General features: G+C 64.2%; 19 protein-coding genes. 5 read left to right on the top strand and 14 right to left on the bottom strand.

The genetic code is table 11. The features are described 5' to 3' along the window. The first annotated feature begins 118 nt into the window (after positions 1 to 118). Positions 119 to 556: a hypothetical protein gene (locus IPL79_02345; protein MBK9069840.1), complete on the top strand. Its 438-nt coding sequence runs from the start codon at positions 119 to 121 to the stop codon at positions 554 to 556. Between the two features lie 140 nt (positions 557 to 696). Next, positions 697 to 1263, top strand: coding sequence for a hypothetical protein (locus IPL79_02340; GenBank protein ID MBK9069839.1), 567 nt, complete (start codon positions 697 to 699; stop codon positions 1261 to 1263). Here the strand turns inward: IPL79_02340 and IPL79_02335 are convergent. Next, positions 1254 to 2579 (bottom strand): HRDC domain-containing protein, encoded by a 1326-nt coding sequence (locus tag IPL79_02335; GenBank protein MBK9069838.1) that lies wholly within the window; start codon positions 2577 to 2579, stop codon positions 1254 to 1256. The genes IPL79_02340 and IPL79_02335 overlap by 10 nt on opposite strands. Before the next feature lie 92 nt (positions 2580 to 2671). Between IPL79_02335 and acnA the strand changes: the two genes are divergently transcribed. From acnA to IPL79_02320, 3 genes are all read left to right on the top strand, one after another. After that, entirely contained in the window at positions 2672 to 5440 is a 2769-nt protein-coding gene (gene acnA / locus IPL79_02330; GenBank protein MBK9069837.1) for an aconitate hydratase AcnA, read from the top strand. Positions 5441 to 5531: 91 nt separating this feature from the next. After that, positions 5532 to 5885 (top strand): large conductance mechanosensitive channel protein MscL, encoded by a 354-nt coding sequence (gene mscL / locus IPL79_02325; protein ID MBK9069836.1) that lies wholly within the window; start codon positions 5532 to 5534, stop codon positions 5883 to 5885. A 56-nt stretch (positions 5886 to 5941) separates the two neighbouring features. After that, positions 5942 to 6829, top strand: a complete 888-nt coding sequence (locus tag IPL79_02320; GenBank protein MBK9069835.1) for a hypothetical protein — start codon at positions 5942 to 5944, stop codon at positions 6827 to 6829. A 699-nt stretch (positions 6830 to 7528) separates the two neighbouring features. Here IPL79_02320 and IPL79_02315 read toward each other — a convergent pair. The 13 genes from IPL79_02315 to IPL79_02255 form a co-directional block, all read right to left on the bottom strand. Next, entirely contained in the window at positions 7529 to 7990 is a 462-nt protein-coding gene (locus IPL79_02315; GenBank protein ID MBK9069834.1) for a sel1 repeat family protein, read from the bottom strand. Between the two features lie 145 nt (positions 7991 to 8135). Further along, on the bottom strand, positions 8136 to 8366 hold the full coding sequence (locus tag IPL79_02310) for a sel1 repeat family protein (protein MBK9069833.1): 231 nt from the start codon (positions 8364 to 8366) through the stop codon (positions 8136 to 8138). Positions 8367 to 9037: 671 nt separating this feature from the next. Beyond that, on the bottom strand, positions 9038 to 9730 hold the full coding sequence (locus IPL79_02305) for a CBS domain-containing protein (protein ID MBK9069832.1): 693 nt from the start codon (positions 9728 to 9730) through the stop codon (positions 9038 to 9040). Then, on the bottom strand, positions 9711 to 10298 hold the full coding sequence (locus IPL79_02300; GenBank protein ID MBK9069831.1) for a DUF21 domain-containing protein: 588 nt from the start codon (positions 10296 to 10298) through the stop codon (positions 9711 to 9713). Before IPL79_02300 ends, IPL79_02305 begins: the two co-directional genes overlap by 20 nt. Next, the gene (locus IPL79_02295; protein MBK9069830.1) at positions 10279 to 11382 is read right to left on the bottom strand and encodes an HlyC/CorC family transporter; all 1104 of its coding nucleotides are present in this window, start codon (positions 11380 to 11382) and stop codon (positions 10279 to 10281) included. The genes IPL79_02300 and IPL79_02295 overlap by 20 nt, the downstream gene beginning before the upstream one ends. 10 nt (positions 11383 to 11392) lie before the next feature. Then, complete coding sequence (locus IPL79_02290; protein MBK9069829.1) at positions 11393 to 12043, bottom strand: hypothetical protein; 651 nt, start codon at positions 12041 to 12043, stop codon at positions 11393 to 11395. Between the two features lie 2 nt (positions 12044 to 12045). Further along, a complete protein-coding gene (locus tag IPL79_02285) occupies positions 12046 to 13437 on the bottom strand; it encodes a penicillin-binding protein activator (protein MBK9069828.1) in 1392 nt (463 codons plus the stop codon). Positions 13438 to 13451: 14 nt separating this feature from the next. Beyond that, on the bottom strand, positions 13452 to 14297 hold the full coding sequence (locus IPL79_02280; protein MBK9069827.1) for a DnaJ domain-containing protein: 846 nt from the start codon (positions 14295 to 14297) through the stop codon (positions 13452 to 13454). Further along, positions 14294 to 16132, bottom strand: a complete 1839-nt coding sequence (gene dnaK, locus IPL79_02275; GenBank protein MBK9069826.1) for a molecular chaperone DnaK — start codon at positions 16130 to 16132, stop codon at positions 14294 to 14296. The genes IPL79_02280 and dnaK overlap by 4 nt, the downstream gene beginning before the upstream one ends. Beyond that, positions 16129 to 16818, bottom strand: coding sequence for a nucleotide exchange factor GrpE (gene grpE / locus IPL79_02270; GenBank protein MBK9069825.1), 690 nt, complete (start codon positions 16816 to 16818; stop codon positions 16129 to 16131). The genes dnaK and grpE overlap by 4 nt, the downstream gene beginning before the upstream one ends. Before the next feature lie 31 nt (positions 16819 to 16849). Further along, positions 16850 to 17905 (bottom strand): heat-inducible transcription repressor HrcA, encoded by a 1056-nt coding sequence (gene hrcA, locus IPL79_02265; GenBank protein ID MBK9069824.1) that lies wholly within the window; start codon positions 17903 to 17905, stop codon positions 16850 to 16852. A gap of 58 nt (positions 17906 to 17963) precedes the next feature. Further along, positions 17964 to 19241 (bottom strand): radical SAM family heme chaperone HemW, encoded by a 1278-nt coding sequence (gene hemW / locus IPL79_02260; GenBank protein ID MBK9069823.1) that lies wholly within the window; start codon positions 19239 to 19241, stop codon positions 17964 to 17966. Continuing rightward, entirely contained in the window at positions 19175 to 20539 is a 1365-nt protein-coding gene (locus tag IPL79_02255; protein MBK9069822.1) for a zinc-ribbon domain-containing protein, read from the bottom strand. Before IPL79_02255 ends, hemW begins: the two co-directional genes overlap by 67 nt. Between the last annotated feature and the right edge of the window lie 112 nt (positions 20540 to 20651).

Here is a 20651-nt window from a genome sequence, read left to right as displayed (position 1 = left end):
CTTGCCACCCACCGCAATTTCCGCGTGAAATTCCCTTTCCCTTCGTGATTGGACGAAGGGTGACGCGGGGCGGTGCAGCTCGCTTGTCGCTGGCAACCTGGCGCGGTACGATGTGACGATGTCGCGTGATGGCCGATGGGATTGGCTCGAGGGCGTGCAAGCGCGGTCACTCGAGCAAACCGTGGTGCGCGAGGCGGCAAAAGCGATGGCGCATGAGCTCATTGCCTGGCCACCCCAAGTTCGCTTTCATGACGAGCACGCAAAGTCAGCACTGGCCGCCGTGCTAGCGAAACCGCCAACAGAAGCGGCGTTGCAATTGGGGTTTGCGCTGGCGACTAATGAATTGCGGCGCGAGTTCGATGCGCGTGACCAGTTGCTGCGCGAGCACGCACAGTCATCCGAGGCAGCCATGGGGCGCTTCATCGCAACGTGGCTGACCGAATGGTTGCTCGAACTCGCCGAACGCGCACAAAGTCGGCTGTCACGCGCCCAGTTGGTGGAAGCGCTCCCGATTGCCGCAGCGATCGTGCGTCGGCATCAAGCGCAGTTGTCTTGACAGGCAGACATCGCAAGCGCACGGCTGGGCGCCAGGGCAGCGGGGATTGCCCCCGCATCACCAGTTTCCAGCGCTCGCCGGCGCCGCAAAACGCGCGATGGCGCCTGCACCCGTGGGCGGCCTTGTGCTAGCGTTGCCTCATGTCAGACGGATCAATCAAAGAACGCGGCCGCGCGCTAGAAGACGAATTTTTTGCCAAAGATGATCAACGCAAGCTAGAGGCGTTGCGCGCCAAGCTCGGCGCCGCCGATAGCGAAGAGGCGCTCGCCGAAGCGCTCGGCTTTGAGGCTCCCGAGGTCATTGCCAAGCTGCAGTCGCTCGGCGTCACCGCCAACTCCCTCGCCGCGCTGCGCCTGATTCCCTTGGTCTCGGTGGCCTGGGCCGACGGCGAAGTGCAGAAAGCCGAGAGCGACTTGCTGCTCGCGTCGGCCGCCAAGGCAGGCCTTGCCCCCGGCAGCCCCGCGCTCATGCTGCTCGAGTCGTGGTTGCAGCGCAAACCCGCGCCGGCGCTGCTCGACACCTGGGAAGCCTATATCCGTGCGCTTATCCCGGCGATTACCGACGAGCAAGGCGTGCTGCTTAAGAATAACATCCTGCAATCGGTCAAGGACATCGCCGCGGCCTCGGGCGGCGTGCTCGGTTTTGCCACGACGTCTTCGTCTGAGAGCACCGTTATTCGGCGCGTCGAAGAAGCGTTTCAGAAATAGCGCAGACCCGCGGGGTTGCTCGGCGCCACGTCATCGATCGCGATGCCGACCTCGCCGCGATAAAAGGCGAGCAGCGGCGCGGCGATAACGTCGCGGCGCCAGCCGCGGCACAAAACGTGGCCATACATTTCGCCCATGATCGGCACCACGCGCTCGCCCCGCGGCAAGGCGCTGGCGATGCGAATAAACGATTCGATGTCGGCGCGGGTCGCCAGCACGCGCGGCGCAATGGCGGTTTGGTGCGAAATAAGGCCGACCAGCCCAAGCGCCAATTCTTCCCACAAGCGAACGTGCGGCGGGGCCGCGACCATGCCGCCTCCTCCACCGCCGCGCCCCCCTCGTTCAGACGGCGGCGCCGCGGCTGCCGCCGGCAAGGCAGGCTCATCGGGCCACGTTGGCACCTGCCCGGCCTTGGCATCCGCAAAGCCGTCGCTAATGGCATCTAAGATTTCCTCGCTGCGCTCGGTCGCAATCGCGCCATGCAGGCGCTCGCTAAAACCGCGGCCGTCGCGCGGCGGCTTACGCGCCAATTCGATCAGCGTCTTCTCGCTGGCAACGCGATTAATCGGCGTATTGAGCCGGGCCGCGACCTCGAGTCGCCACATCGCGAGCCGCCGCAGCACGGCGAGCTGGTGCGCATCCAGCGTGCGCGCCCCAGTGATGTCGCGCCACGCCAGCTCGGCCGGCGCCGTAGCGTGCGCATACGCCACGCCGCACATGCGCATGCTGTCCTCGGCGGCCCACGCGACGCGCTCGCCGGCGCGCTGCCGCAACGCCTCCGCAACGTCAAACAAATAACGCACGTCACCCGCGGCATAGGCCAATTGCGACGGTTTAAGCGGTCGCCTCAGCCAATTGGTCCATTGGTCGCCCTTGTCGATGGTCACGCCGCACAGCACCGCCACTAGCTTGCCGTAGCCGACCTGATCGCCGAGGCCGCAAAACGCCGCCGCCACCTGCGTGTCCCACAGCGTTTCGGGGACGAAGGCAAAGCGATGGGCGAGCAGCTGCAAATCTTGCCGTGCCGCGTGCGCGAGCAGTGGCTTTTTCGCCAGCACCTCAAACAGCGGCGCCAAATCGACGGCCAACGGATCGCAGAGCGCAATGGCAACGTCCCCGCCGCGCTGCCACCCGAGCTGCACCAGCGCCAAATCCGGCAAATAGCGCTCTTCTGAATTAAACTCTAGGTCGAGCGCCACCTCGCCCACAGTGGCGATTTCGCCAACGAGCGCGGCAAGCGCGTCGGCATCCGCCACCCACCTCGCCGCGGGTGCCGCGCCCCTGTTGCCATTACCGTGCTGCGTGCCTGCTGTCATGTCGCCAAAGATAGCCAGTTTTGGCGAGTCGCGGTGGGCCAGGGCGTCCGCCTTTTGCTAAACTCCCGCCTAACGCCCACCCAAGGACCTATATGAGCCAACCTAAGCCTGCTGCGGCCTTTACGCCGACCACCAAGATTAACTCTTTCGGCAGCCGCGCCACGATTGCCGTCGGAGCCCGCCAATACGACATTTTTCGTCTCGATGCCCTTATCAAGGCCGGCATCGGCGACGTTGCCACCCTGCCCTATAGCTTGCGCATTGTGCTCGAAAACCTGCTGCGCTTTGAAGACAACAAGACCGTGCACAAGGCCGACATCGCGGCGGTGGCGTCGTGGGATCCGAGCAAAAAAAGCGAGCACGAGGTGCAGCTGCGCCCGGCGCGCGTGCTGATGCAAGATTTCACCGGCGTCCCCGCCGTGGTCGATCTGGCGGCGATGCGCGATGCGTTCGTTAAGCTAGGCCGCAAGGCGGAGGAGATCAATCCGTTAGCGCAAACCGACCTCGTGATCGACCACTCGGTGCAGGTCGACGTTTATGGCTCGCCGATCGCGTTTAAGAACAACGTCGACCTCGAATATGCGCGCAATGTCGAGCGCTATCAGTTCTTACGCTGGGGCCAACAGGCGCTATCCGACCTCAACGTGGTGCCGCCGGGCACCGGCATTTGCCACCAAGTCAACCTCGAATACCTCGCCAAGGTGACGTGGTCGCACGAAGAAAACGGTCGCCTCGTCGCCTACCCCGACTCGCTCGTCGGTACCGATTCGCACACCACCATGATCAACGGCCTGGGCGTCATGGGCTGGGGCGTTGGCGGCATCGAGGCCGAAGCGGTCATGCTGGGGCAGCCGATGGCGATGCTCATCCCCGAGGTGGTTGGCGTTGAACTCCGCGGCAAGCTGCCCGAAGGCGCCACCGCGACCGACCTCGTGCTCACCGTCACCGAGGCGCTGCGCAAGAAGGGCGTGGTTAATAAGTTCGTCGAATTCTTCGGCGATGGCATCGCCGCGCTGTCGCTGCCGGACCGCGCCACCATCGCCAACATGGCGCCTGAGTATGGCGCGACCATGGGCTTTTTTCCGGTCGACCAAGAGACCATCGATTTCATGCGCTTCACCGGGCGCCCCGAAGAGCTGTGCCAGCTCACCGAGCGCTATTGCAAAGAAAACCACCTGTGGCGCGACCCGGCGGCCAAGCTGCGCTTCTCAGACACCCTGGGCCTCGATCTGGCCAGCGTCGTGCCGTCGATCGCCGGCCCCAAGCGGCCGCAAGATCGCGTGCCGCTGAGCGTCAGCCGTCAAAGCTGGCGCCGGGCGTTGCTTGGCCTTTTGGGCGATAAGTCGGGCGACGCAAAGCTTCACCAACAGTGGGTCGACGACGGCGGCCCCACCAACCACGCCGTGCTCGCCGCGAAGAAAACCACCACCACCGATCGCGGCACCTTTGATCTGCGGCACGGCGACGTCGTGATCGCCGCGATCACGAGCTGCACCAACACTTCTAACCCTTCCGTGATGTTGGCGGCCGGCCTGCTTGCGCAAAAGGCGCGCGCCAAAGGCCTGATGTCTAAGCCATGGGTCAAGACCAGCTTGGCGCCGGGCAGCCAGGTCGTCACCGACTACTTGGGCGCCGCCGGCGTGATGGAAGACCTCAACGCGCTTGGCTTTAACCTGGTCGGCTACGGCTGCACCACGTGCATTGGCAATTCGGGCCCCGTGCACGACGATATCGCCGCCGCCATCAGGGACACCGACCTCGTGGTCACCTCGGTGCTGTCGGGTAACCGCAACTTTGAAGGTCGGGTTAATCCCGTGGTGCGCGCAAATTATCTCGCGTCGCCGCCTCTCGTCGTCGCCTATGCGATAGCCGGCACCATGGATATTGACTTGCAAAAGGAGCCGCTTGGCACCGGCAGCGACGGCAAGCCGGTGTTCTTGCGCGACGTCTGGCCATCGCCGGCCGAGGTTACCGCCACCATGCGCAAGGCCGTGACGCGCGAGCAGTTTGTCGCGCGCTACGCCACCGTGATGGCCGGCGACGAGGGCTGGCAAAAACTCTCGGTGCCAAGCGGCGGCACGTTCGCGTGGGATGAGAAATCGACGTACATTCGCAAGCCGAGCTTTTTTGACGATCTAAAACCAGAGCTGACGCCGATGGTCGATATCGTCGGCGCGCGCGTGCTGGCGATCTTGGGCGATTCGGTCACGACCGATCATATTTCGCCAGCCGGCAACATTGCGAAGAATAGCCCAGCCGCGCGCTATCTGGACGCCAATGGCGTCAAGCAGGCGGATTACAACCAATACGGCTCGCGCCGCGGTAACCACGAAGTCATGGTGCGCGGCACGTTTGCCAACGTGCGCATCAAGAACCTCATGCTGCCTGGCGTCGAAGGCGGCGTGACCAAGTACATCCCGACCGGCGAGCAGATGGCGATCTACGACGCCGCCGAGAAATACCAAGCGAGCAAAACGCCGCTGGTGGTGATGGCAGGCGCCGAGTACGGCACCGGCTCATCGCGCGACTGGGCGGCCAAGGGCACCATGCTGCTTGGGGTTAAGGCGGTCATCGCCAAGAGCTATGAGCGCATCCACCGCAGCAACCTCATCGGCATGGGCGTGCTGCCGCTCGAATTCACCGCCGGCGAGGACGCCGCCTCGCTCGGGCTTACTGGCGACGAAGAGCTATCGATTACCGGCATTGCCGCGGGCATGACGCCAGGCAAGAAGTTGCAAGTCGCCGCCGGCAGCAAGCAGTTCATGGTGACAGCGCGTTGCGATACCCCGCAAGAGGTGGAGTACCTGCTCAATGGCGGCATTCTGCAGTACGTGCTGCGCCGCCGCGCCGCCGCGGTGTAACGCCCGTCTACCTCAGGCGGGATCGCACTACCCCAGGCGCCGACGAGCTGCCACACGTTACGCCCAGGCATCCCGTGGTACAAATTCGGCCATGTGGAACGACTTTAAGACCTTTGCCTTTAAAGGAAATGTGATCGATCTCGCGGTGGCGATGGTCATCGGCGCGGCCTTCACGAAAATTGTCAGCGCGCTGGTCGAAGGCATCTTTATGCCGATTATCGGCGCCCTCACGCCTGGCGGCCAATGGCAGACCTGGACGCTGTGGAAGTTTCAAATTGGCAGCGTATTGTCGGCCACCATCACCTTCTTGGTCGTCGCGTTTGTCATGTTTTTGATTGTTAACAAGTTGTTAGCCGCTATGCGCAAACAAGAGATTGCGGCCCCTGCCCCTCCCCCGGCGCAGGAAGTGCTTCTCACCGAGATTCGCGATTTGCTTAAAAAGTAGTAGGCTGCAGGGATGACGCCTGCCCGCTCCACGTTTGCGCAACCCCACCTCGCCCCATGTCGGCGGCGGCAATGCTCGCCCTGGCGCTGGGCGCTTGCGATAGCGGGGATGCGCCGCCAAATCCGCCACCGCCACCGCCCGATGATTTCGCGGCGATCGCCTCGCGCACGTGGACAATTCCACCAGGCGAATACTATAAGTGCACGCGCGTGCGACTTGAGCGCGACGTAATCGTGTCAGCGTTCCGCAGCCAGTCGCCGCAGGGCACCCACCATACGGTGCTCACGGTCGCCAGCCTGGCAAACGGCCCGCTGGGCGACTACGACTGCGAGGCGGGCAGCCTCGACTATCGCATGATCTACGCCTCAGGCGTCGGCACGCCAGACTATGCCTTCCCCGAAGGCATAGGCATTCGCATCCCATCGGGATACTACCTCAATCTCAACCTGCATCTGTTTAACCTGACCGAGGGCGACATGTCCGGCGAGTCGGGCGTGCTGATTAAAGAAATCGACGAGGCCGACCTCACCGACGAAGCCGAGATGGTGTTCGGCGGCACGCAAAACATAACGATTCCCAGCGGCGGCGCGACGCACTCGGCGAGCGGCGGCTGCGAAATGGACGCCCCCGCGACGCTGCTGTCGCTGTGGCCCCACATGCACCAGCTAGGCACGGCGTCGCGCACCGTGCTCACCCGTGACAACGTGCCGCAAACCCTCTTTGACGAGCCGTATTCCTTCGCCGAGCAAACCTTTTACGAACCGCAAGCACCTGTCGAACTGCTCGCGGGCGATCAACTCATGGTTACGTGCGACTACGTCAACAACACCGGTGACACCGTCTACTTTGGCGACAGCTCGACCCAAGAGATGTGCTTCACCGGCATGATTCGTTATCCCAAGCGCGCCAACTCCGATTTGTTTGACTGCGTCGATAAGCTGTAGGGCTTTCCTTGTCCTCGCTGACCGGCAGGTGGGCGCACGTATCTTCCTGCTCGCAGATAGATGGAGGACCGGCAAATGGACGCACGTGTCTTCCTGCTCGCAGATAGCACCCCTCCGGGGCGCAGCGAGACGGCTGTGGTATCCACAGCCCTTGGTGCTAGCCACACCGCCCTGCAATCTATGCTCGCGGAAGAAACGTGCGCCACCTGCCGGTACGCCAGCGCGCCGAAGCGGTGTGCGAGACATGTTCGGATCCGAGCGTTTCGCGAAGGCACGTTGGCACCAGCCATTTGCCAGCCGGTGCCCTCCTGAGCGCAAGGCGGCACGAGCAGCGCGAGTAACTCGAGTAGCCGTAGCGATGAGAGCAGCATGTAGTCGCGCACCGCTCGAGCGACACGGACTGCCCGAGCTGCTCCGCGAACGACCCACTTTGCGAGGTGTGCCGACAATCGCTGATTAGGCACTAGCGCTGGGCTGGTTTAGCCGCAGCGGCAGAGGGCAGCGACTCGATGGCTGCGCGCTGCTGGCAGCCCCGTGTGTGGCCACGAGTGCAAGAGTCTTCAAACATCGCAGCGGCCTTTGGAAATATCTTTAGCTACGCCAATCCCCTTCGCATACATTGTGGCGAGCCCGGTGCATCCGCCTAAGTCGCCACCATCACATGCCTTGCGATACAGGCCCACAGCTTTAGCGACGTCCTTAGTAACTCCCTTGACCGGTCTCATGGCCAACCCCCCAGTTGTAGCAGGCGTTCATTTCCCCACCCTCACAGGCGAGACCGTAAAGCTGCATGGCCTTCGCGCGGTCCTGGTCAACACCCTGACCTTCGAAATACAAGAACGCGAGGTCGTAGCACGCGGGTGCGAAGCCTTTAATGCACGAGGCATCGTACCATTTTGATGCCATGCGGATATCTTGCTGAACGCCAACCCCATGTTTGTAGGCGGCACCTAAGTTGTTGCAGCCGACGGCATTGCCCAGGTTGCACGCAGACTCATACAACGCAGCAGCTCGCGCTAAATCTTTAGGCACCCCACGTCCATGCTCAAGCAAGGCCCCGAGATTTGAGCATCCAAGTCCGTCCTGTTTGTCGCAAGCTGCTTGATATAGTTCCTTTGATTTGCCGAGATCAAGCGTTGCACCGCTCCCGCTCTCGAACATGGCCCCTAGGCTGGTACACGCGAGCGCCATACCACCATAACAAGCTTTCGAGATGAGGGAAAAGCGCCTGCAGGATCTGCGGCGACACCGACGCCCCTTCAAGTATATTGTTCCAAGGTTGTAGCAACCTTGCATCACATCGGCATCACATGATTTCCCGCGAGTTCGATCGCTTTCGCTGGTTTGCACTGGCGCCCTTGCCCAACGCATACATGGCACCTAAATTGGCACATCCGACCTGATCGCCGAGTTCACATGCCAAGCCGAAAAACTCCGCCGCCTTTTCACCGTCTTGACGGTTTCCGATGCCTCCATCGTACACAACCCCGAGATTGAAGCAGGCGTCCGGTTTGCCATCCCGACACATTCCTCCCACGTCACAACGGTTGCCGGCGAAGGGCGGCACCCTGAGGCTTAGGCGTAGCCACAGACTCCGACGGAGAGGTGTTATTACTGGAACGATCTGACGAACTTTTATTTCCATTGCACGCGACAAAAATCGCTAGAAGCGCGAATAAAAGGGACGTCGTACAAGCTAATCGTTTCACGCGAGCGGTTTACTAAAATCCGGTCTGTAACACCATAATTTTTGGGGCGGACTCGGGAGCTTGTTCGCGTAAGCAGGATGTAAACCGCTAAATGTGGGGTCAGGTCCGCGGCGCGTTGCCCTACCGGCAGGTGGGCGCATCGTTTCTTCCGCGAGCATAGATTGCAGGGCGGTGGTACTGTCACCACGCAAACCTACCGGCAGGTGGCGCACGTTTCTTCCGCGAGCATAGATTGCAGGGCAGTGGTGCTAGCACCGAGCGCGGTGGATACCACAAGCGTCTCGCGCTACCCCGGAGGGCCGCTATCTGCGAGCAGGAAGACACGTGCGCCCACCTGCCGGTTCACCATCTATCTGCGAGCAGGAAGACACGTGCGCCCACCTGCCGGTCCACACGCTATCTGCGAGCAGGAAGACACGTGCGCCGACCTGCCGGTCCACCATCTATCTGCGAGCAGGAAGACATGTGCGCTCACCTGCCGGTCAGCGTGGCCACGCGACTACGGCGTCGTCTCGCTGCGCACGATGACGCGCACTTGTTCGACTGAGCGCTCGGTCGCGGTGATGACCTCCAGCGCATAGGCACCAAGCGTCAGTCGTTCGCCGACGCGCGGAATGCGCCGCATGTGCTCCAGCATGAGCCCGGCGATGGTCTCGTAGTCGTCGCTTTCGGGCAGCTGGGCGCCGATTTCGGCGTTGACCTTGGCGACCTCGGTGCGCGCCGGCATCGACCACACGCCCGGCTTCTCGGCCTTGATGTGGGCTGGCTCGCTGTCAAATTCGTCTTCGATGTCACCGACCACGGTCTCGAGCAAATCCTCGATCGTGACGATACCAATCGCGCCGCCATATTCGTCGACCACGACCGACAGGTGCTCGCCCTTGCTCTGCAGGGACACCAGCAAATCGGCGGCGCGCATGGACTCCGGCGCATAGAGGGCCGGGCGCAAGATTTCGGTGATGGCGCGCGGCCAAACCTCGCTCGGCGCGTTGAGCACGTCGAAAACGTGCACGACGCCGACGACATTGTCGAGGCGCTCGTGAAACACCGGCAGCCGCGAATGCTGCTTGTCGGCGATTTCGGCCGCGGCCTCGGCCACGGTGCAGTCGTCGCCCAGCGCGGTGACGCCCGACAGGTTCACCATCAGATCGCCAACGGTGGTTTCAGACAGCTCAAGGACGTTCGCGATCATCTCGCGTTCGTCCGCGCTGATCGCGGGCTTGTCGGTTTCGGGTTCGCTTTCGATTAGCAGCGCGAGATCCTCGCGCGTGACCAAGCTGCGGAACTTGGGCACCCCGAGCAGGCGCGCCAGCCCCCCGCGCGCCCGCCGCGACAAACCGAGACATCGGGGAAAGCAGCCATTGCGCCACCGCAAACAGCTTAACGACGCGCAAGGCCCATTCATCGGGACGGGCCTGACCTATGGCGGCGGGAATCGCCTGCCCGAGCGCAAACAGTCCAAACACGGCCACCACCAGCAACCAGCGGCCGACCTCCCACGCCTGTGCCCAAACGATCATGGCGATCACGACCATCGCGGTGCCGACGGCATTGCCGACCAGGACGGTGGCAAACATGCGCTCGCGATTGGCCGCGATCGCCTCGGCCAACACCGCCCGTCGCTCACCGGCCTGCGCGCGCCGGCGGATGCGCAGGCGATGCATGCCCGCAAAGCTCGCCGAGGCCAGATTGCACACCGCGACGAGCACCAGGCCCAGGCCCGCGATAAAGCCGCCCCAGCTAATCGGTTGGGGCCACATGGTCATCCTCTCGCAGCGCGGGGGGAATCGTGTCGCCGGTCGACAGGCGTTGCTCGGTGACGCGGGCTTGCTCCTGCGTCTCTTCTTGTTCGTCCGCCAGGCGTCCAAACAAGAGCTGCATGACATCGGTCATGGTGACGAGGCCCAGCACCTTGCCGTACTCGTTGACGACCAAGGCGAGGTGGAGCCGCTTTTGCTTGAACAGGTGAAACAGGCGCTGCACCGGCGTCGCCTTGGGGACGTAGAGCGGCGTGGTGAGCATTTGTGACAGCGGTCTCGCGGGGCCTTGGCCAGCGGCAACGACCACCAGCTCCTTGGCGAACAGGATGCCGCGCACATTATCGAGGCTCTTGTGAAAGACGGGCACGCGCGAGAAGCCACGCGTCGCAATCTCGCGCACTAGGCGCGCCATCGGCAAATCGTACGACACCCCGACCACGCGTTCGCGCGGCGTCATGATGTCGGCCACGGTCTTATCGCCAAATTCAAACACACGATGGATGAGCCGTCGCTCGCGTTGATCGACCTCGCCATTGGCGCTGCCGACATCGACCAACGTGCGAAATTCTTCCTCGGAGACGTCGTCCTGCTCGCGCACCGGCTCGCGGGTTACAAACAGCGAGGTGACCAACGCGCCAAACCGTTCGATCGGCGCATGGATGGGCCACAGCACGACTTGCAGCAGCCACTGCAACGGCGCCACCCGCCGCGCCGCCGCCAACGGTGAACGCAAGGCAATGGCGCGCGGCACGACGTCACCGACGAATACGTGGCCAAGCAGCGATGCCGCCACGAAGGCGATTGCCACCAAGGCGCGTCCGGCTGCGCCCGTCACCTGGCCGTCGGCCAGCGACGTCCCGAGCGCAAACGCGGCATAGCTGCCGCCGACCAGCGCAAACGTGCGCAGGATGAGCAACACCGCCAGGACGTTGCGCGGCGAGGCCAGCAAGCGCTCGAGGACGCCATCGAGCGGCAGCCCAGAATTGGCGAGCTGCTCGCGCTCGGTGCGGCGCAGCCCAAACAGACCTATTTCGGCGTGCGCCGCGTAGCCCGCCAAAAACCAGCAACCGATCATCGCGACCACCGGCGGCATGCTATTTGGCGGCCTCAGGCGTCCACGGAACGCGCTGGCGAGTGGGCGGCGGGCCGCCCTTGTTTTGCTGTCGCAGCCGGCGCCGCTCATCGGCGTTGGGGTAGGGCTTTGCGGGCCGCGGCTGCTCGCGCAACGCGGGCGTGGATGGCCGTGCCGGCGATTTCTTGGCGATAACGTCAAAATAGACCCATGCCGCCAACGCCATGGCGGTTAGCACGGTCAGCATGACGACGACCTTTTGGTACGGTGGTCGCTCGGTTGCGACGCGCGCGGCGACCGTTGCGGCCATCTGAACTTGTACCAGCTTGGTCACGCGTGCGAGCTGTTTGGCGGCCGTCGCGTCTTGCGGTTGCGCGAGCTGGTAGTCGCGATAACATCGCGCCGCCAACGGCAAGGCCTCGCGTTGGCGCGCCAATTCGATAAATGTAGCGTGCCGGGTGTCGTCGTCCCACGTGGTGAGGAGCACCTCCCAGGCGGCTATCACCTCGGGCGCCTCAAGGGGGCGCGCGGCCGCGAAAGCTGCCATGCGATCACGGGCGAGCCCACACTTTTGACAAGGTGCAAGCGCGCCGTCGCCGACCGCCGCTGCAAGCGCCTGGCCGCACTTTGGGCACTGGGTCATCTGGCTTGGTGGCGCGGTTGAGGGTTTCATGGTTACCAGGACGCCACTTCGATGACCCCATCACGTACGGTCAGCAGGGTTGGCTCGCGAACAATTGTACCATGCGGCGAGAGCGATAGATTGCCGCACGCTCCGTCGGCTAGCACCACCGCGTGGACGGCCTGAGACAGCGCCGCCAGCGTTGCCCCCGGCCAAGCTGCCGTGGCCTCAGCGGGCCCTGCCGTCGCCTGTCGCGACATGGCGACGACCACCGAGGCAGCCGCCGTGGCCGCATCATACGCCTGCATCGCGAGCTCGCTGGGACGACGGCGCAAGGCGTCCTGCAGGAGGCGCTGGATGCGCTCGCTTTCGGAGCCCGCGAGGAACTCCCCCGGGCATGCCGCCAAGATGAGCGCGCCCTCGGCCGCCTGCCCGGCGCGGGAGATGAAGGCTTCGCCGGCCCAATTGCCAGAGCCCACTAACTGCACGACTTCGGGGATGTTGCCGCGGTACTTGCGCTGCAAGGCGAAGGTATCGGCGGTGTAGGGCGTGCGCAGCTCGACGTTGTAGTGCGGGAGATACGAGGCCACGAGCGCGCCAAGTTCATACGAGGCCGGCACATAGAGCAGCGAAAAACCGGGCCGCGGCGTAAACGTTTTGTAGCCTTGCTTGCGATGCCGACTCAAATGACGGCGTAGCTCGGAATTCGTCGCCGGCACCATACCAAGCAAGACGCGAACGTCATCGCTGAGCGTCGCGGCCGCAGGCGCAAAGGGCACCGCGGCGACCACTTCAACCTCCAAGGCGACATCGGCACGCGCCACCTCGAGCAGCGCTGCGGCGGCCAGGCGGCCGGTGTCATCATCGGGATAAAACACCGCCATGGTCGGAAACTGTTGATCGGCAGCGACGGCAAACGCCCACGCGCTCTCGTCCTGGGGACCGGCTGCGAAGCGAAAAACATGCGCGCCAGGCGAAGCCGGCGCCAGCGGCGATAAGTGCGCGATCACCGCCTGCCCTGCTACCGCTTCGATCGCGGCGGCCGTTTCGCGCTGGCCAATTGGCCCAAGCAAGAACGCAAAACCCTCGGCGCGCGCAGCGCGTACGGCGACGGCCGCGCCCTCGGGCGTGCCTGCGGTGTCGAAAAACGTGAAGACCGGTCCCACCGCGGCTGCCTGCGCCGCCGCTCCGATCGCTTGCTTGACCTCCAAGCCGAGGTCGCGATAACGCCCCGAGAGCGGCAACAGCACGGCAACGCCGCGGCGCAGCGGTGCGCCCCGAGCGGCGCTGGCGGCGGGCTCGCTTGCCGATGAGGCTGGCGTGCTCACGACGGTGGCGGTGGCGCTCGTCGTGCCGCGTGTGCTCGCGCCCGGCGGTCGTTGCCAGCCTTGATGGCTAGGCGTTGCCGCGCATGCCGCGCTGGCGGCGAGGAGCATGCCTACCACCGCGCGGCCCCCCATCATATGCTGCGCTGCGCGAGCCCGCGCACCTCGGCCAACTCGAGATACTTGCGCAAAAGGCCAAGCTCTTCGCGCGACAAAGAACCCGGCGCGGCCGAAACCACCCGCACGTAGTGATCGCCACGCAGCGGCGAGGCGCCAACCGTCTTGGCGAGCCCATGGCCACGCAGGCGAAACAGTCGACCCGATTCGCTGCCCTGGGGCAGCTTCATGCGGACCACGCCATCGAGCGTATAGACGTCGATCGTGCCACCAACGAGCAGCCGCACCGGGTCTAGCGGCAGCTCCGACCACACGTCGTCGCCTTCGCGACGCAAGATTGGATCGTCGGCGATGCGGACATAAATATGCAAGTCGCCGCGTTGCTTGCCGTCGCCGGCGACCATGCCCTCGCCTTTCATGGTGCGCACGCTGCCGTCGCGCACCCCCGGTGGCATCGCGACCGTGAAATCGCGCGTCGGCGAGTTAGCCGAGGTTGGATCAACCGGCACACAGATCTGCTTGACGCAGCCAAACGCGGCGTCGCGCAGGCTTATCTCGAGCGTGAAACGCAGATCTTGCGGCGCGGGCGTACGCTTTTTTCCAAACACGTCGGCCAGCGCGGTGCTCACCGCCTCGCGCGCGGTGCGGCGCTTGCCACGCAAGCGATCGTATTCTTGCCGGCGCTCGGGCGAGATGAGCGTCTCGTACGCCGCGCCGATTTCCTTAAAGCGATCCATGCCGCCAGGGTTAACGTCGGGGTGAAACCGCCGTGCCAGCTCGCGAAAGGCGCGCTTGATCTGATCCGTCGTCGCCTCGCGCGACAAGCCCAGTACGTCGTAATGGTCGGCGTGCCGGCGAGTCATGTCGCTGCGCTATCCTCGCTTCCGCTGGCCGCCGAGGCATAGATGAGCTCGCCCAGGCGCTGTGCCGAGGCTTCCAGCCGCGCGACGGCGGCCTCGACCGCGGCTAAATCGCCCTCGGCAATCGCTAGCTTGCACTCGTCGACGTCGCGCTGGAAGGCCTCGCGATCGGCCTCGGCGAGTAAATTGCCAAATTCGGCCGCCGCGCGCTCGCTGGAATGCAGCAGCGATTCCCCGCGATTTTTGGCATCCGCCAGCACGCGGCGATCGGCATCTAGGTCGGCGACGTCGATGGCCTCCTGCACGATGCGTTCGATGTCGTCTTCGGAGAGCCCCGACGTCGGCGTGACCGTGACCGAGGTCGCGCGCCCCGTGCCTTCATCGATCGCCGCCACCATGAGGAGGCCATCGGCATCGATCGAGAAGGTTACCTTGATGCGCGGCACGCCGCGCGGTGCGGGCGGGATCCCGGTCAACTCGAAGTGCGCGAGAGATTTATTGTCTGCCGCCATGTCGCGCTCGCCCTGCAGCACGTGCACGTTGACGAACGATTGGTTGTCGGCCGCGGTCGAGAAGATTTCCTCGGCTTGGGTCGGCAGCGTCGTATTGCGGCCGATGAGCTTGGTGAAGACGCCGCCGGCGGTTTCGACGCCGAGCGACAGTGGCGTCACGTCCAGGAGCAGCACCTCTTGAATCTCGCCGGTGAGCACGCCCGCCTGGATTGCGGCGCCAACGGCCACCACCTCGTCGGGATTGACCCGGCGGCTAGGTTCGCGGCCGAAGAACTCGGCGACGATTTCCTGCACCTTGGGCATGCGCGTCTGGCCGCCAACCAAGATCACGACATCGATATCCTTGGGCGTCAACATGGCGTCGGCAAGCGCGCGGCGGCACGGCTCGAGCGTGCGGTCGATGAAGGGCGCGACCAAGTCTTCGAGTTGTGAGCGCTCAAAAGGCAGCTGGAGGTGCAACGGCCCCGCTGGCCCCGCGCTGAGGAACGGCAGATTGATTTCGGTGATCACGCCGCTCGAGAGCTCGATCTTGGCGCGCTCGGCGCCCTCCTTGAGGCGCTGCAAGGCCAAGCGATCGCGTCGCAAGTCAACGCCGGGATTCTGCGCCGCAAACTGCTCGATCAGCCATTCCATGATGGCGGTGTCGAAGTCCTCGCCGCCCAAAAACGTGTCGCCAGAGGTCGAACGGACGCGAAATACGCCGTCCGCCAGCTCGAGGACCGAGACGTCAAAGGTGCCGCCGCCAAGGTCGAACACCGCGACGCGCTCGGCCTCCGAGGTTTCGCGGCCGTAGGCCAACGCCGCCGCGGTCGGCTCGTTGACGATGCGAAGGACATCGAGGCCCGCGATGCGGCCAGCGTCCTTGGTTGCTTGGCGCTGCGCATCGTCGAAGTACGCCGGGACCGTAATGACCGCTTCGTTGACTTCATCGCCGAGCCAATCTTCGGCCGTCTGCTTCATGCGTCCCAGCACCATCGCGGACACCTCCGGCGGCGAATAGGTGCGGCCCAATACCTTCACATGGGCGTCGCCATTTGGCGCCGCGATCACCTCGTACGCCGAGGTGAGCAGGTGGCGTTGGACGTCAAGATCGGAAAACTTACGGCCCATGAGGCGCTTGATCGAATAGATCGTGTTTTCCGCATTGGTCATCGCTTGCCGCCGCGCGGGCTGCCCGACCAGCCGTTCGCCGGCCTGCGTAAAGCCCACCACCGATGGCGTGGTCCGCGCGCCCTCGGCATTGGCGATCACCGACGCCGTCTCGCCGTCCATGACCGCGACGCAGGAGTTCGTTGTGCCCAGGTCGATCCCAACGACTCGACTCAAGACGCCGACTCCTCGCTACTGGCGGCCGCCGACGGCGGCTTGGCCACGACCACCATCGCGGGGCGCAGCAAGCGCTCGCCGATGCGATATCCTTTTTGCAGCACGGCGACCACGGTGCCGGCCTCATGTTCGCTGGTTTCGAGCTGCGAAATCGCTTCATGCAAATTCGGATCGAAGGCCGCGCCCACCGCCTCGACGAGCGTGACGTCGATGCGCTCAAAGGCCTGGGTAAACTGGCGCAGCACCAGCCGCACGCCCTCCAGAATGGCCTGCGGCTCGCCCGTCGCCTTTTCGGCGTGCTCGAGCGCGCGCTCGAGATTGTCGACCACTGGCAACATCTCCTTGAGCACCCGCGTCTGCGCGTCGACCTTCGCGTCGTCGACGTCGCGTCGATTTCGCCGCCGCATGTTCTCCATGTCGGCCGAGGCGCGCAGGTATTTTTCCCAGTTGGTCTTTTTTTCGTCTTCGGCGGTCTGCAGCTGCGCGCGCAAGTGCGCGAGCTGGACCTCAAGGCTGTCGGGCGCCGGTTCGATCTCAATGGGTGGCGCCGCGCTGTCGGTTAGCTCGGCCGCATCCTGCGTCAGCGTCTCCGCACCGCCCGTGCCTTCCGACACGATCGTCGCTTCTTCGGCGTCAATCTCCGGGTTGGGGCCGGCCTGCGTGGTGTCGTCTGTTTGGTTTTCCATGGGGTTTCTCTCTTGCCTTGGTTGCACGCAACTACGATTCGGTCAGGATTTCAGAAAGCACCTCGGCGGTAAAATCGACCACCGAGATCACCTTGCCGTAATTCATATGGGTCGGCCCAATCACCGCCAAGGCGCCGAGCGCGCGACCTGGCGCCCCGTACGGAATCGCCACGACCGAGGCGTCGGCGAAGGCATGGTGGGCCGTTTCGGCGCCTAAATAAACTTGGAGCTGAGGCGAGAGCCGCGCCTTGTCGAGCAAGGCGAGCACCGACCGCTTATCCTCTAGCGCCTGCAAGAGCTCGTGGACGCGGGCCACCGCGCCGGCCGGCTGAGCGGCATCGCTCAAGGCACCCGACAACAGATTCGACTGGCCGCTCACCACGATGCCGCCGTTTTGCCCAGAAAACACTTCAGAAACTTGCGCGCCGAGCTGCAGCGCGACCGCATGCTCGTATTGATCCGACAGCGCGCCGAGCTCGCCGATCACGCGCTGGCGCATCTCCGCGAAGGTCAGGCCACAGGCTAGATGCGCGAGATGCGATTGCGCGCGCTCAAGGAGCGGCAGCTGCGCGACGTCAACCGCGAGCAGGCGATTTTCGATGCGGCCATCGGTGGTCACCACCACGCACAACACCTTGTCGCCGCGTAGCAGCACAAACTCAAGGTGCGCAATGCGTTGCTCGTCGAGCGCCGGCGTCGTCACCACCGCGGCGTGGTGCGTGAGCTGCGATAACAAGGTCGAAGCGCGCGCCATGACCTCGCCCGGCTGGCTGCCCCCACCGGCGCGCAGGAACTGGCGGATTTCCGCCTGATTTTCAGGCGATAGGTCTCGCACACGCAGCAAGGTATCGATAAATATGCGCAATCCCGCGGGCGTCGGCACGCGTCCCGCCGAGGTATGACGCTGTTCGAGCAGGCCGATGTGCTCTAAATCCGCCATGACGCCGCGCACCGTCGCCGGGGAGACGCCGATTGGATGGCGCGCCGTAACCTGCCGCGACGACACCGCGTCGCCGTGCTCCAAGTACTCAGAGACCACGGCTTGCAAGATGCGACGCTCGCGCCGATCGAGCTCCTTGGCAGGCATGCGTTAAGTATACCGAGATACAGCCGATCGTGCCGATTTCCCGCCAGTTTCCGGCACTCTACGGATCTGGGCGCCCTGCCCCTGAGCCGGTGCTAACAGGCGCCGCCAAGACCTTGCGCGCGACCTCGTTGGCAAATAAATAACCACGCAGCGTCGGCACCCAGCGCGCCCCATCAGACGTCACTAATCCTCGCTGCTGCAACCACTCCGCAAGCCCGATGAATTGATCCAACGCTTGGTGGGTGACGCCGCGCATGGTGCGCAGGCCCAGCCAAATCAGCTCGCGATACATCTCAAGTTGCTGAATTTGTTGAACTTCGTGACTAACTTCGAGCCCACGTCGGCGCAGATATTCGGGCGTACTACGGAGGTTTACTTCGCGTCGCGCCACAATGTCAGGGTCCCCCTGCGGCGGGCGCGCGATTAAGAGCGAGGCGGCGCCGACGCCTATTCCGAGATAGGGCCGTCCCGTCCAATACGCCCCATTGTGTCGCGACTCAAAGCCCGAGCGCGCGTACGACGAGACCTCATAATGCGCAAAACCCAGAGCTGTTAGCTGCGCATCGACCGCCACGTAAGCGTGGGCGATCGCTTCGTCGGGCGCCATTGGCAGCGTGCCTTTGGCCTGCCGTCGACCAAATTGCGTCGCCGCTTCGATCGTCAACTCGTAGACCGACATGTGGGTAACCAGCGGTGCAAGCGACTCGATCGCCACCTGCAACGCCGGCAACTCTCCCGCGCCCAAGATAAAATCGATCGAAATGTTGGTAAACCCCGTCGCGCGAGCCGCCTCCACCGCTGCGCGGCCGTCGCCGTGATGGGGGCCACGGCCTAGAAATGCCAGCGTCGCTTCGTCGAGCGCTTGCACCCCAATTGACAAGCGATTGCAGCCAGCCGCTCGCCAGCGCGCGAGATTTTGTGGCGTGCAGTCGATGGGATTGACCTCGAGCGTAACCTCCGCCGCGGGCGCGACAGCACAGCGCGCGCCAACATGAATCAGCAGCTCGGCCACGCACGCGGGATCCCATAGCGACGGCGTGCCACCGCCGATATAGATGGTCTGCAAGGTTGCCGCGCCCAAGGCGTCGCGACGCGCGTCGAATTCCCCAAGCAAGGCCTCAAGGTAGGCGCGATGCGGCAGCTCGCCGCGCTTAATATGCACCGCGAAATCGCAATACGGGCATAGCGTGCGGCACCAGGGCACGTGCACATAGAGCCCTGCCTCGCCAGGCGCGATCGTCGCGGCGATGGCGGGCAAGGGCGCAACCACTAGCTCTGGCCAAATACCATCGGCAGATCGATCGCGAGGCCTTCCGTCGACGGCCGAAATGACCATTTTTTGATCGTGGAGGCCAGACAGCGACCAAACGTCGTTTCCGCGACCTTATCAAGGCTAACGCTGCTAACCTCGCCGCTCTTGCTGACGATCAAGCGCACGATGATTTTGGGCGCCTTGAAAAATGGATCCTCTTTTTGCGCGCGTTCGTAGCAACGCCGCGTCCCTGATTGCATGCGCGACGACACCGCGATGACGTCGTCGGCGGTTAGCGGCGAGACTTGCCCCGCCTCGGGACCAACCTCGACCTTGTCGGGGCGAACGGTCCCGGCGGTTTCGATCGCGCCGCCCGCGGTTGTCGTGCCACCTGCGGTTGGCGTGCCGCCTCGGGTGCCGCCAACGGGCCCCCGCCGCGTGCCGCCTGTGGCCGGCGTGGCCGTACCGGGAACGGGCAGCGCGACGCGGCGGCCGAGCTCATCGGTGCCCGATGCAAACGCGTCGACGGTGGCAGCCTCTTGTTCTGGGCTTGGCTTGGCGAGCGCCAAGATCAAGGCGGTCGCGCCAAGGGCCACCACTAACGCCACGAGCAATACGGCCGTCGAGGCGCGGCTGTTGTGCTGCTTGGCCTCGGCCATGGCCTCCTGCGCGCGCTCGACCTGCTCCATCGACACCGGTGGCATCGACACCGCGGCGCGCATCACGGTCTGCCGCGGCGCGGCCGCGCTGGCAGCTTCGAGAGGCTTTGAGGTCCGCCGCGCCTTGTTGGCGGCCTCGTTTCTCGCGAGCTCCGCGAGGTTCACGATGCGCGACACCTCGCCAATATTCAGATCGCCATCCTCGCTAGGAGGTGGCTCGCTGGCGCGGCTCTCGCGCCCAGGCAGCGCGGCAAAGGGGTCTGCCTCGGCCGGCTTGGGCGCGACGAGAATTCTGAAATGGCTGACCTTTTCGACGGGCATCCAATCATCAAAGCCCTCGCTCCAGCAATGCATGTCGCCGTGGCCAACGCGGGCCGCGACCCAATCGCGCGCCTGTGGCAGCGTTAGCGGGCCGACCTCGCTGCCGTCGAGCGAGACAAACCAAGGCACATCGAGTTGCGCGGGCGCCGTCGAGACGCGCGCGCGCACCGGCGCCGCAGGAATGGGAGGAGGCAGCGAGTTGCCAGGCAGCGTCGCCGGCAACGTGTGATGCCCGATCGCCAAGGTGCTTTCGTCATCGGGGCTGGCGGGCGCGGGGAGACTCGGCGCGGTGACGGTGATGAGGTGCTGGCAACGCTTGCAGCGAATGGTCATCGAACGACCGGCGACGCGCTCGTCTGCGATCGAGTATTGCGAGTGGCACTGGTCGCACGCAAACTTCACTACTTACTATTGTGCCGAATTCGGCCAACCATGAAAAGCCGCGGGCTCACCTCATCGAGTCATTTCAACCTGAAGTCGGGCTCGCCGCGCACACCTACATTGTCACCTGATG

The organism is Myxococcales bacterium (assembly GCA_016716835.1).
Classification (GTDB): Bacteria; Myxococcota_A; Polyangia; order Haliangiales; family Haliangiaceae; genus JADJUW01.
This window is presented reverse-complemented; position numbering and strand designations above follow the sequence as displayed.